The organism is Streptococcus vulneris (genome assembly GCF_019218685.1).
In the GTDB taxonomy this organism is placed as follows: domain Bacteria; phylum Bacillota; class Bacilli; order Lactobacillales; family Streptococcaceae; genus Streptococcus; species Streptococcus vulneris.
Genome location: NZ_JAHUZC010000003.1, coordinates 126,791 through 139,184 on the forward strand (window position 1 = coordinate 126,791; position 12,394 = coordinate 139,184).

Below are 12,394 nucleotides of genomic sequence, written 5' to 3' on the forward strand. Positions count from 1 at the left end.
TCAATACTAGTTCTATAGCAAGTTCAAATTTAACATCACGACCTTCAACGACATTTTTGAAAATAGCTATAGTTAAGCTAAATAGAATGACGCTTAACAAACTCATAAACATCATTCTAGAACAACCTTTCTATTCCCCTTACTCTCCCAACTGGGCGCTGTAGGAGATAATCTGGTCAACTGTATCTGATAAGAACTGGATGGTATCACGGAGTGGTTTGTCTGTTGAAATATCAGCACCGATAATCATAGCTGACTCAAGTGGTGTCTTGCTACCACCTGATTTGAGGAGATTGAGCCAGTCTTCAGCTCCGGTTTCTGAGTTTTTAAGATGGAGGTAACCAGCTGTCGAAATCACAAGGCCTGCTGAGTAAGTATAACTATACAAGCCCATGTAGTAGTGAGCTTGGCGCATCCAAGTCAAGGCCGCATCGTCGTCAATTTCAATGGCATCTCCCCAAAAATCCGTCAATACTTCCTTCATAATACTATTGAGTTTGCTTGCTCCGAAGGTTTCTCCTTCTTCAATCAGTGTATAAACCTTACGCTGGAAGGCTGCTTCCAGGAGATGAGTGATAAAGTTATGGAAGTAGGTGTCTGTCAATCGATGGGCAAGAGCGAAGCGTTTTTGACGTAGGTCGTCAGATTGGTGTTCCAAATAATCACTTAAAAGCAGTTCATTGAAGGTTGACGGTGCTTCAACATAGTAGGTAGACATGTGGGCGTTGAAATAGCTTTGGTGATTGTCAGAAAAGATGAATTGACCAGAATGACCGATTTCATGAATCAAGGTATAGACATCGCTCAAACGACCTGTCCAGCTCATAAGGACATAAGGGTGGACACGATATGGATCCGCCGCATAACCGCCAGAATCCTTGCCACTATTAGCAGCAAAGTCCACCCAGCGCTCTTCTTGATAGCGAGCAACTTCCTGACAATATTCTTGTCCCAAAGGTTCTACTGACTTCATGACTAAATCATAGGCGTCGTCAATGGTCACTTGAGGATTAAGAGCGCTATCCAAGTCCAATTTCCAGTCTGCAAAAGTCATCTTTTCAAGACCATTGACCTTGGCAACATGCTTGAGGTATCTCTGAGCAACTGGGGCAAAATCCTTCATGATAAGGTCAATCTGACGGTCAAACATGGCACGGTCCACTTCTTGTTCGGCTAGAAGATAATCAAAAACGGAATCATATCCCTTCATATCTGCCAATAGTTTTTCAGACTTGACTTGGGCTAAATAGGCTGCCGCAGCCGTATTTTGGTGCTTACGAAGTCCCTCTGAGAAGGAACGGAAGGATTTCTCACGAACTTCAGCATCCTCGTGGTTTTGGTAGAAATTCTCATAGGTGACAAAGCTGTTTTTGTAGGTTTTGCCATTGACTTCAAAGTCAGCCATTTCAAAATCCCCAGCTCGCATCTTAGTGTAAATATCCTGCGGACTGTAGAAAACTTCACCCAGATTGGTCAAGGCCTTCTCCACATCCGCCCCAAGGTAATGGGCTTTTTTGATTTTGGCCTGACGAATGGCTGCCGTCAAGTGAGGCAATTCACCCAAACGTTCTAAGACTTCCTCTTCTGCTGCCACCAGAGCATCGTCAAAGAAGGTCAAGGCTACGCTGGCGTCTGTTTCAAATTCCATCCCAGCTTGGGCAATATTAGCAAATTCGTCATTGCTATAGTCTGTCGTCTGAGGCATAAAACCATAGTTACCAATATGGCTCATCTGGATGTAGATTTGCTCCAATTCCCCAAAGGCCTTTTCAAAATCCTCAAAAGTATGAAGATTACCCTTGTAGTCACGGCTAAATTGGTTGATGTCTTCGCGAGCTTTCTCGATTGCACGCAAGAAATCCTCACGGTCTTGGTATAGGGCTGTTAAGTCCCAGAGTTCCTTTTCTGGAAATTCTGAACGGTGTTTTTGTTCCATTTTCTTCCTCTTATTTCTCTAATTCTAATAAAACACTAAGGGCTGATAAAGCGTAAAGTGGTGCTGTTTCTGCTCGCAAAATACGAGGACCAAGTCCTGCTAAGACTGCTCCCTTAGTTTCGAAACTCTCAATTTCTGCAGGTGACAGGCCACCTTCTGGACCAAAGATAAAGAGCAGTTTTGCTCCTTTTTCAAGACCAGCGACTGCTTGTAAAAGCGCAGCGGATTCTCCTTCTTTTGCCGACTTTTCATAAGCCACTACGATTCGGTCAAATTGGTCAAGTTGAGCTAGAAAGTCTGATTTTTTCTCGAAAAGCTGGATACTTGGGACACGATTTCGCTTGCTTTGTTCTGCTGCTCCAAGGGCAATTTTTTCTAGTTTTTCAACCTTTTTACCCAATTTTTTGCCATCCCATTTGGCGACCGACCAATCTGCAGGAAAGGCCCAGATTTGGCTGGCACCCAGTTCGGTTACTTTTTGAGTGATAAACTCCAGCTTGTCCCCCTTGGGAAAGCCGGATGCAATGGTCACTTGGACTGGCAGTTCCACATTGTCATCTAGTTCTTCTACCAATTCAAACTGACGAGCTTCCACATCCAGCACACGCGCCAAACGCTTAATTCTATCATCAAAGACTAAGGTCACCTCATCATCTTCTTTCAAGCGCATAACTTGAAACATATGTTTGCTGGTCTCCTTGTCCTCGATGGTGACAGGAGAGATAGCACTGCCTTTGACAAAATACTGCTGCATGCTAGCCTCCAATCACACCAGAAATATCCTTGGTTTTCTTGAAGACACAGGCATTCCATTCCCCTTGAACCATGTGAGTTTCGAGGAAAAATCCAGCTGACTCAGCCGACTCGCGCACCATGTCCCACTTGTCCTTGATAATGCCACTCATGATGAGGTAGCCTTCATCCTTGACCAAGCGGTAAGCATCATCCGTCAAATGAATAAGGATATCCGCCAAGATATTAGCCACAATCACATCTGCCTCAATCTCAACTCCCTTAAGCAAGTCTCCTGCTGCTACATGAATGTTTTCCATACCAGGGTTGAGCTCAATATTTTCCTGAGCAACACGAACTGCCACATCATCCAGGTCGTAGGCAAAGATTTCCTTGGCACCAAGTAGCGAGCTGGCAATAGAGAGAACCCCTGAACCAGTCCCCACATCTAGCACTGTTTCCCCACCACGAAGAACCTGCTCCAAGGCAAAGAGGCTCATCTTAGTGGTTGGATGGGTCCCCGTACCAAAAGCCATACCTGGATCCAGCTTGATAATCTTTTCCCCAGCAGTCGCCTCATAGTCCGTCCAAGACGGCACGATGGTCAAATCATGAGTGATACGAGCTGGTTCATAGTATTTCTTCCAGTTGTCTGCCCAGTCTTCCTCAGCCAAGGCAGTCGTCCCCATCTTGACCTCTCCCAAGTCCATAAAATCAGTTAGTTCCGCGAGACGGGCCTGCAAGTCTGCCTCAACCGTTGCTACATCAACCGTATCAGGGTAGTAGGCTGTCACTACGATTTCTTCTTGCTGCTCAACCTCTGGGAAAATCTCGCCGAAGCGGTCAACATTTCCCACATAGTCCATACTATCTTCGATCGCAACACCTTGCGCTCCCAGCTCAATCAAGAGATTGGAAACCAACTCCTCTCCCTCACGCTTAACCGTTACTTTTAACTCTTGCCATGTTTCCATATTTAAGATACCAAGCCCGTAAAACACAAAGCCAAAATAGAAACTTCTCTGAAGACGCTTGTGTCTATGAGAAGTTTATCTTTTTGGCACAGTGTTTAGGGCGGGTTCAGTTTAGAAATTTAACCGAACCATCCTTTCTAATCACTTACTTTTAAATAATCTTTTAATCTCTCTTGCAAATGAGGTACAACTTGACTGGAGCTAAGAAATTCCTTGACATTCATGAGCTGATAGCCCTGCCCTTCATCACCAAAGGTGATATTGTCAAACTGGTTCTGTGTTAACTGACCGACTAGAAATACAGATTGTTTATCCGCAAAAAGCATACTTGGATAAACCTTACTCCAAAGCAGACAATCCTCAGTCAAATGAATTCCCAGTTCTTCATAAACTTCACGCGCCACGCACTCAAAAGGACTTTCATCCTCCTCGCGTCCCCCACCGGGCAGTTCCCACATATTGGGCCAGGGAATGCTTGCCTTATCATCGCGTAAGATAGTCAAGAGCTTATCCCCACAAAACAATGCAATCTTACAGCCTGTGAAATCAGAAATCTCTATTTCCATGTCAAACTCCTAGTATCTCGGATATGGATAAAACTCTCCCTCTTCCAAGCCTACTTTTCCTTCTTCAAAGACTTCTTGGTTCCATTCCATGACAAATTCTTCTGCTTCTGGGTCTTCCAAAAAGTCCATGAGGGCATCTAGTCCAACCTCGGCAGTATCTTTAAGGAATAGCGCAAAATAAGCTAAGAATTCGCGGGAAAATCCTTTTTTAGGCAAGTAAGGAATGACAGTCAAATAGTCTTCCTCATTGACTGTTGATTTAGCAGGATTGTAAAAAAGCACTGCTTCTTCAAAGAGGATATCTTCTGATGAAACCTCTCCGTCTTCATCCACCATCTCCACGCCTGCAGCATTTTGCGCTTCTAACAAAAAACTCACTTCAACCGCGTGGTTGCGCTTATCCCAACTAATCTCAAAGTCAAAAGGAAAATTCTTCTCCAACTCTTCCTCTAAAACATCTAAAAATCCGTATGTTGCCATTTTGTCCTCTTTCTATGCGACTCTTTAATCGCCCCGATTGCTCGGAAATATGCTAAAATAGATACTACCATCTTACCACATATACATCAGAAAATCCACGTTAGAAAGGACTGCTATGCCAGATAATCTCGCGCTTCGCATGCGCCCTAAAACTATTGACCAGGTCATCGGTCAGGAGCATCTGGTCGGACCTGGAAAAATTATCCGCCGCATGGTGGAAGCCAACCGCCTGTCCTCCATGATTCTTTATGGACCTCCGGGAATCGGCAAGACCAGTATTGCCTCTGCCATCGCAGGGACGACCAAGTATACCTTTCGAACTTTCAATGCGACAGTAGATAGTAAAAAAAGACTCCAAGAAATCGCGGAAGAGGCGAAATTCTCTGGTGGTCTCGTCCTATTACTAGACGAGATTCATAGACTAGATAAAACCAAGCAAGATTTCCTCTTGCCTCTTTTGGAAAGTGGACTAGTCATCATGATTGGGGCTACAACTGAAAATCCTTTCTTTTCTGTCACTCCTGCCATTCGTAGCCGTGTTCAAATTTTTGAGTTGGAACCTCTGTCTAACCAAGACGTCAAAGAGGCCCTGCAGATAGCTCTAAGTAACCCTGAGCGTGGTTTTGATTTTCCAGTAGAACTAGATGAGGATGCGCTGGATTTCATTGCTACCTCTACAAACGGAGACCTTCGCTCTGCCTTCAACTCACTTGACTTGGCTGTTCTTTCTACTCCCGAAAATGACAAGGGCATCCGCCATATCACTCTAGACATCATGGAAAATAGCCTGCAGCGAAGCTACATCACTATGGATAAGGATGGAGATGGCCACTACGATGTCCTCTCAGCCCTGCAAAAGTCTATCCGTGGCTCAGATGTTGATGCCAGTCTTCACTATGCTGCCCGCTTGATTGAGGCTGGTGATTTGCCAAGTCTCGCTCGTCGTTTGACTGTTATCGCTTATGAAGATATCGGTTTGGCCAATCCTGAAGCCCAGATTCACACCGTGACTGCTCTGGATGCTGCCCAGAAGATTGGTTTCCCAGAAGCCCGTATTCTCATTGCCAATGTCGTGATTGATTTGGCCCTTTCTCCAAAATCCAACTCAGCCTATGTGGCTATGGACAAGGCTCTTGCCGACCTCAAAACATCAGGGCACTTGCCTATTCCGCGACACCTGCGTGATGGGCACTACAGCGGAAGCAAGGAACTGGGGAATGCCCAAGACTATCTCTATCCACACAACTATCCTGGAAATTGGGTCAAGCAAGACTATCTACCAGAAAAAATTCGTAATCATCACTATTTCCAAGCAAAAGATACTGGTAAATATGAACGGGCTTTGGCTCAAAGAAAGGAAGCTATCGACCGTTTGCGAAAAATCTGAAATCCTTTTCAAAAAATTGCACTTTCCTCTTGATTTTTTTTGAAAAAGTGGTATCATATAAACATAGAAACGCTGTGGTGTACGACTTCACACTTAAGTGTTGACCGACTATTTTTTGTATTATTAGGGAAACAAAAGTCTTCTAACAGCATGTAGGCCGTCTCACACGGAAACAGCTTCAGTTAGAGCGAGTTGCCCACCTGCTTAATTGCGCGGGTTCAATACAAACCGTGAAGTTTCGGCACCAATACAGCTTTTTTCTTTGCCTCCTTAGCTCAGCTGGCAGAGCAGCGGACTCTTAATCCGTGGGTCACAGGTTCGATCCCTGTAGGGGGCATCTAAATACAACAGGAAAAAGCCTTGTAAATCAAGGCTTTTTTTGCTTGTCTATAACTGATTTACCCCATCATTTGTCCCACATTTTAAATCTATCTTTTCTTTTTGAATCAAATTACATCTTAACAAATAGTGTAAAGCCAGTTACTTTTGCTTTGATGCCATACAATATTTTCATGTAGAGAAGACAAATTTTATCTTCTCTTTTTATTTTCAAAATGATAAAAACTGAAACTTCCAAATTGTTTATTTATTTTATTGACATTTCCTCTAAAAAGGTGTATAATATTTTTATTATCAAACTATACTATACTATATAGGGGGTATTGAAATGAAATTTTCTAATCGTTTACTGCTATTCCTTGCAGGAGTTGTTTTTGTCCTTTTAGGACTTTTCCTATTTACAAACCCAGTAGCTAATCTTGTTGTTTACAGCTGGTGGATTGCATTTGGTTTACTGGTTTCTTCTATAGCAGCTATTTTAGGCTATTTCTCTGCACCAAAAGAGCTTCGCTCACCAGCTCATCTTTTCCAAGGGATTGTTAATCTTCTCTTGGCTCTTTACCTCGTTGCCTATGGCTTTGTGACGCTACCAGTTGTCATTCCAACTATTTTAGGAATTTGGTTAATTGTAGAAGCCATTATAGCTTTCTTTAAAGGCAATCGTCTGGGTTTGATTTTCCCTATTATTGGCAACCATATCATGTGGATAGCGTTGCTTGCATTTTTACTAGGTCTAGTGATTTTGTTCAATCCAGTAGCTACAAGTGTCTTTGTCGTTTATGTCGTTGCCTTTGCATTTTTAATTGTTGGTTTCACCTATATCCTTGATGCCTTTCGTAAATAATCTAGTTGCCATTTTGGGCATATTAAAAAAGCTGGGAAGTTACATTCTCAGCTTTTTCTGTTGCCTCCTTAGCTCAGTTAGACTCTTAAGCTATGGGGCGCAGGTTCGAGCCCTGCAGGGGGCATCTAAATCAACAGAAATAAGCCTTGAAACCAAGGCTTTTTTTAACGTCTAATAGCTTTTTGTAGAAAAGTATTTAAAAATAAAAGAGAAGAGAATCTCTCACTCTCTTCTCAGTATATCTTATTAAATTTAGTTTTTCTTAATCTACCTGATTTTCCTTTGCAACGACAAATTCTTTAACCAGTCGATAGATAACAGCAAATATCGGTGTAAAGAATATCATCCCAAGTAAGCCAAAGAGATTGCCTCCAATACTAGCAGCCGCAAGCGTGAAAATAGCTGGCAAACCAATAGACTGACCTACAACTCTAGGATAAATAAGGTTTCCTTCAATCAGCTGTATAACTTGATATAGAAGAAGAGAAAGTAAGGCTTGAGTAGGACTCACTGTGAAGATAAAAATCGCTCCCACAACACAAGCAATCATAGGCCCTACATAAGGAATGAACGATAGCACTCCTGCAAAGATACCTGTCATTACTCCATAGGGTATCCCAAACACGCTGTAACCAACCGCTATCATAACTCCTATGATAACTGCTTCAATCAGCTGACTCATCAAAAATTGGTCATAAGTCTCTAGTGCTACTTGTCCAATGTAAGTCAACTTTATCACCACCTTCTCTGGAAGAAAAACTTTTAGAAGTCGACTCGTCATCGCTGCCAAATGTTCCTTACTGGATAAAAATAAAAAGGTGAAGACTATAATCAAAAAGGCATTCATCAAACTTGAAAAAATATTGCCGATATTACTAGTCAGACCTGATAAAAAACCTATCAAAGCTTGGCTAATAGAACTAGATTGTCCCTGTATGCCTGATACGATAGTTGACAACATGTCTTTGGTTACAAATTCCGAGCTGCCTAGCAATTTCCCAAGTTGAGTAAGGACTGTTGAAAGGACTGTTCCCAGCTGACTAATAGTCTGGGCTAGGGTTGGCAGCACCAAAACCAAAAGAGCAATCACGATTAAGATAAGAGCTAGGAAAACAAGTACCATGGCAATCGGACGACGCAACTCTGCCTTTACCTTCAATTTAACTAAGTACTGTTCAATTTTTTTCATAGGAACATTAAGCACAAAAGCAATAACAGCACCATAAATCAAGGTTGATATTACATCAAAGAGAGAGATTGCTCCTGATATAAAGCTCGATGCATTCAGAATTACAAGAGCAACCAGCCCTATAAAAAGTATTAACGGGGTGTATTTTTTTACTAAGTTCATAAATTCTCCTTAATAAACATGTTTAGATACGACTATACTATTTGGTTTTTCAAACTCTCGATTAAGGTAGGCTTGGTAAGTTCCTGGAGCGATAAATCCTTTGGGTGAGAGGATATCGGTGCCAGCCTGACCGACTATGGTATCAGCCAAGAGCACACAGTTTGTAGATAAGACAAAGTAGGATTTAAACTTAGATTTGATAAATTTATAAAGTTCCCCATCTGTCTCATGTCTGATTTTATAAGCGTAGGTGTAGTCTTCCTTACCATCACCTGTCATGATTTTATCTGCACTTGGCTCCCATGGAATCGTCAGTTGTTTCAATTCAGCCAACTTTTTCTGAACTGCTTTTTCCATTTCAGGCGTCAAATCTATCCCATAACCAAAAAGCGTTTTTTGACTCTCACGTTTACATAGGTCAATGTACTTGTCACGATCACAGAAATATAAGACACCATCTCCTACCATGCCAAATAAGGTCTCAGAAGACGGATCATAGTTGCCATAAGAAATAACACGGCCTTGATAGCAGATATCCACATGACCAATTGCCGAAAACAGAGAGGTCTCAGCTGTATGAACAAAAATTTCAAGCTCCGCTGTCTTACCAGACTTCACCATTCCAAGATGGATATCCTCTCTCTCATCAGCATTTTCCTGCATAAATTTGTTAACTTTTGCTAAAGTTCTTGCAGGGATGAGAGCGGCTAGGACAATAGGTAAGCTAATTCTAATGCGACGTTTGAGATGGTTTTTCCCAATTTCCCCTTCAAATAAGAAACCGTCACGGATATTGGACAGACCATAAAGGAAAAAATAAGCCCCTAAAACAAAGAGTTGAAAGACAGAATTTCCCGTAGAGGACAAAAGACTAGCTCCACCAAGAAAAACTAGTAGAATACCATCTAGTAAGAGACGAAAACGAGGTCGAATTTTGTTTTTGCGGTAGAGAACATAGGTGACAAGGTTAATACTAGCATGAAAAATCTGATAAACTCCAATCACAAGAGCCAAAATATAAATCGGTATATCAGTCGCAAGATTAGAACCTAGCAAATATCCCAGCACTAACAATTTAACCAGTGCAACTCCCAAGGTATCCGTTGACTGGCTTTTTTTGAAAACTCTTAATAGCAAATCTACGACCGTTGCTATCCAAGCTAAAAACAGAACCAGGCGAATAACTGTTACTGGCAACCAAGTCCCCGTGACCATCAAGATGAGACCTAGCAGAACAAACAAGAACCCCTGAGCAAGTAATTTCTTACCTGTCAGACCTAAAGATAGAATTTTCGCCATATAAAAACCTTTCAACAATAAAAATTAAACACTCCGATTAAACTGACTAGTAAATAGCCAACACTACAAACAGCCTGTGCCAGCAACATATGGTGACTAGAAATGACTGTAGTAATGTCACCATCTTGTCTTATGCACTTCTAAAATTTGTTATATTGATTAGAAACCAGAGCTTATAAAAACTAGCTAAACTCGAGAGATAGACACAATTGCGACGAAAAAATGTATAACCAATTCAACTTGTTAAGGTAAGAAAGCATTATTTCCAATCTATTAATTATTCATCTATTACCTATTATGACACAATATTCCCTATAGTTCAACTTTTTACTTGTTTTTATATTACACGGACTAAAAAGTTTTCAACAGTTGATTGCATTTGTTTTAATAAGTTTTAACCTTTCTTGGTTAGATAAAAAAAGAACCATACAGTTTAGAATCTGTATGGTTTTTGCCCCACTTTTGTCCCATTTTTAAATCATGACATTGAAAATACCTAAAATCACTTATATTTCAATATTTTTAATTGCTCTCAATATGAAAGTCCTTTCCAAATCCCTGTAGGGGGCATCTAAATACAACAGGAAAAAGCCTTGGAATCAAGGCTTTTTTGTGTAGTCTTAGCACTAAAAAACGATAGAAAAAACACCCCTTCTGAACTGCACCCCAAAAGTTAGACAGAAAAAACCTAACTTTTGTGGCGCAGTTCATTCGCGTCACATAAAGTTATTTAAGCATATCCTTTTCTCTCATTACCATTTTCTGTTATAATAAATTGTACTTCTAAAATAGAAAGGTCTTAAGATGACAACTCTTATTAAACATAAACGTGTAGAATTTTCAGAACTTTTTTATGACTTAGTTTTTGTTTTTGCAATTTCAAAAGTAACTACTTTAATTGACCATCTTCATAACGGTATTTTGACTTGGAATTCTTTCCTTGATTTTTTCATTGCTACTTTGGTTCTCATCGATTCCTGGATGATTCAAACCGATTATACCAATCGCTATGGAAAGAACTCTTTATTTAACATAGTAATCATGTTTATCAAAATGGGAATTTTACTCTTTATAGCCAATATGATTGGACCTGATTGGCAACAATATTTTCATTATCTCTGTTGGGCTATTGGTACATTAACCCTTACCTTATTTTTTCAATATTTGGTTGAATTTTTTAGAAAATCAACCGATGATGCTAATCGGGAAAGTATCAAAGGTTTTCTATGGATAACAGGTCTAGGAAGTTTAGGAGTCTATCTAACAGCTCTTCTTCCTATTTACCTTAGAGTCTATATCTTATTTGTTAGTATTCTGCTAACATTTATTATGCCAAGTATCTTGCTTAATAAAGATAAGCATTACCAGGTAAATCTCCCCCATTTAATCGAGCGCATCTCCCTTCTTGTCATTATTATGTTTGGAGAGATGATTACGGAGCTAGCTAACTTCTTTACAATCGAGAATTTCTCGATTTATTCGGTTCTTTATTTCATTATTATGATTTCTCTGTTCTTGTTTTATTTTGGTCAATTCGACCATGCTATTGATGAAAAATCTAATCAAAAGGGGCTATTTCTAATTTACAGTCACTATCCTATTTTCATTGGGCTTATGATGATGACTGTATCGATGAGTTTTCTTCTGAATCCTGAAGCTAATCGTCTCTTTGCAACCAGCTTCTCTTATATCGGATTTGGCTTCTTTCAAGCTGCTGTCCTAGTAAATGGGCCCTATAACAAACATTATCTTCGCTATTCGAAAAGTTACTACTATGTCCAAGCGACACTCTATCTGGCTGCCTTGATTCTCTCTTTAATCTTTGCTTCTAATCCTATAATAGTAGTGAGTATAACAACCATTTTAGCTCTAGCTATAGCCATTCATTTTATTTATTTTTATATGACACAGAATAAAAAATATTCCAAATCTAACTGGGAGTTATTTTAATGAGTTTATAAGATTAAAAAAGCTTTGGGAACCAAGGCTTTTTGCTTTCTATCTCCCCTTTTTCATGATGTATTTTCGTATAGGTGTTTCAACCATCTGAACGATTTCAAATCCTTCTTTTCGGTAAAGATTCTGAGCTCTTTGATTTGCCTCGTAGACATTTAGAGAAATACTATCTATGTCTCCATTTTCAAAGGCCAAACTAACAAATTTCCTTAAAGCCTGGCTACCTAAGCCTTGCCCCTGTTTCTGGGGGTTGATAAAAAATCTTCCAATATGAAGATTACTGTCTTCTTGCCTGATTTTCTGGATAAGCCCCACAAACTCTTGTCCTTCAAAGATTGAAAAGATTCCTTCCAAATCTTGCAAAACTTGAATTGTCAAGGGAAAAGGAATCATTGTTCCCATCCATTGTTCTTGAAAGGATTTGCCAAGGAAGTTGGACCATTGGCATACGAGCTGAGCGTTTTCTGTACTCACCTTTTCTTCAAAACGAATTATCATCTTTGCCTCACCATCTTATCTATGTTTCTCCA

11 protein-coding genes and 1 tRNA gene are annotated in these 12,394 nt (G+C 40.4%); 4 read left to right on the forward strand and 8 right to left on the reverse strand.

Annotated features, from left to right (window positions below):
* Positions 1–139 precede the first annotated feature (139 nt).
* The 5 genes from pepF to KUA57_RS03890 all read right to left on the reverse strand — a co-directional run bounded on the left by pepF (position 140) and on the right by KUA57_RS03890 (position 4,688).
* Positions 140–1,936 (reverse strand): oligoendopeptidase F, encoded by a 1,797-nt coding sequence (gene pepF, locus KUA57_RS03870; RefSeq protein WP_218493651.1) that lies wholly within the window; start codon positions 1,934–1,936, stop codon positions 140–142.
* 10 nt (positions 1,937–1,946) lie between these two features.
* Entirely contained in the window at positions 1,947–2,690 is a 744-nt protein-coding gene (locus KUA57_RS03875) for a 16S rRNA (uracil(1498)-N(3))-methyltransferase (RefSeq protein ID WP_218493652.1), read from the reverse strand.
* A 1-nt stretch (position 2,691) separates the two neighbouring features.
* Positions 2,692–3,642 carry a 50S ribosomal protein L11 methyltransferase gene (prmA, locus tag KUA57_RS03880; RefSeq protein WP_045605872.1) on the reverse strand — a complete coding sequence of 317 codons (951 nt, stop codon included), beginning with the start codon at positions 3,640–3,642 and terminating at the stop codon, positions 2,692–2,694.
* Positions 3,643–3,779: 137 nt separating this feature from the next.
* Positions 3,780–4,208 (reverse strand): NUDIX hydrolase, encoded by a 429-nt coding sequence (locus tag KUA57_RS03885; RefSeq protein WP_218493653.1) that lies wholly within the window; start codon positions 4,206–4,208, stop codon positions 3,780–3,782.
* A gap of 9 nt (positions 4,209–4,217) precedes the next feature.
* Positions 4,218–4,688, reverse strand: coding sequence for a DUF3013 family protein (locus tag KUA57_RS03890; protein ID WP_000257127.1), 471 nt, complete (start codon positions 4,686–4,688; stop codon positions 4,218–4,220).
* Between the two features lie 115 nt (positions 4,689–4,803).
* On the opposite strand from KUA57_RS03890, the gene KUA57_RS03895 reads away from it, so the two are divergent.
* From KUA57_RS03895 to KUA57_RS03905, 3 genes are all read left to right on the forward strand, one after another.
* Positions 4,804–6,075: a replication-associated recombination protein A gene (locus KUA57_RS03895; RefSeq protein WP_218493654.1), complete on the forward strand. Its 1,272-nt coding sequence runs from the start codon at positions 4,804–4,806 to the stop codon at positions 6,073–6,075.
* Between the two features lie 264 nt (positions 6,076–6,339).
* A tRNA-Lys gene (locus KUA57_RS03900) sits at positions 6,340–6,412 on the forward strand.
* 330 nt (positions 6,413–6,742) lie between these two features.
* Positions 6,743–7,258 (forward strand): DUF308 domain-containing protein, encoded by a 516-nt coding sequence (locus tag KUA57_RS03905; protein WP_218493655.1) that lies wholly within the window; start codon positions 6,743–6,745, stop codon positions 7,256–7,258.
* A 262-nt stretch (positions 7,259–7,520) separates the two neighbouring features.
* Here KUA57_RS03905 and KUA57_RS03910 read toward each other — a convergent pair whose 3' ends face one another.
* Positions 7,521–8,609 (reverse strand): AI-2E family transporter, encoded by a 1,089-nt coding sequence (locus tag KUA57_RS03910; protein ID WP_049551477.1) that lies wholly within the window; start codon positions 8,607–8,609, stop codon positions 7,521–7,523.
* Positions 8,610–8,618: 9 nt separating this feature from the next.
* Positions 8,619–9,908 carry a DUF308 domain-containing protein gene (locus KUA57_RS03915; protein ID WP_218493656.1) on the reverse strand — a complete coding sequence of 430 codons (1,290 nt, stop codon included), beginning with the start codon at positions 9,906–9,908 and terminating at the stop codon, positions 8,619–8,621.
* An 804-nt stretch (positions 9,909–10,712) separates the two neighbouring features.
* Here KUA57_RS03915 and KUA57_RS03920 point away from each other — a divergent pair.
* A complete protein-coding gene (locus KUA57_RS03920; protein WP_218493657.1) occupies positions 10,713–11,858 on the forward strand; it encodes a low temperature requirement protein A in 1,146 nt (381 codons plus the stop codon).
* Between the two features lie 48 nt (positions 11,859–11,906).
* Here the strand turns inward: KUA57_RS03920 and KUA57_RS03925 are convergent, their stop codons facing one another.
* Positions 11,907–12,362, reverse strand: coding sequence for a GNAT family N-acetyltransferase (locus tag KUA57_RS03925; RefSeq protein ID WP_218493658.1), 456 nt, complete (start codon positions 12,360–12,362; stop codon positions 11,907–11,909).
* Positions 12,363–12,394 lie beyond the last annotated feature (32 nt).

Bases quoted from the DNA above. Each gene is read 5' to 3' on its own strand.
- pepF (WP_218493651.1), bottom strand. From the start codon at position 1,936: ATGGAACAAAAACACCGTTCAGAATTTCCAGAAAAGGAACTCTGGGAC.
- KUA57_RS03875 (WP_218493652.1), bottom strand. From the start codon at position 2,690: ATGCAGCAGTATTTTGTCAAAGGCAGTGCTATCTCTCCTGTCACCATC.
- prmA (WP_045605872.1), bottom strand. From the start codon at position 3,642: ATGGAAACATGGCAAGAGTTAAAAGTAACGGTTAAGCGTGAGGGAGAG.
- KUA57_RS03885 (WP_218493653.1), bottom strand. From the start codon at position 4,208: ATGGAAATAGAGATTTCTGATTTCACAGGCTGTAAGATTGCATTGTTT.
- KUA57_RS03890 (WP_000257127.1), bottom strand. From the start codon at position 4,688: ATGGCAACATACGGATTTTTAGATGTTTTAGAGGAAGAGTTGGAGAAG.
- KUA57_RS03895 (WP_218493654.1), top strand. From the start codon at position 4,804: ATGCCAGATAATCTCGCGCTTCGCATGCGCCCTAAAACTATTGACCAG.
- KUA57_RS03905 (WP_218493655.1), top strand. From the start codon at position 6,743: ATGAAATTTTCTAATCGTTTACTGCTATTCCTTGCAGGAGTTGTTTTT.
- KUA57_RS03910 (WP_049551477.1), bottom strand. From the start codon at position 8,609: ATGAACTTAGTAAAAAAATACACCCCGTTAATACTTTTTATAGGGCTG.
- KUA57_RS03915 (WP_218493656.1), bottom strand. From the start codon at position 9,908: ATGGCGAAAATTCTATCTTTAGGTCTGACAGGTAAGAAATTACTTGCT.
- KUA57_RS03920 (WP_218493657.1), top strand. From the start codon at position 10,713: ATGACAACTCTTATTAAACATAAACGTGTAGAATTTTCAGAACTTTTT.
- KUA57_RS03925 (WP_218493658.1), bottom strand. From the start codon at position 12,362: ATGATAATTCGTTTTGAAGAAAAGGTGAGTACAGAAAACGCTCAGCTC.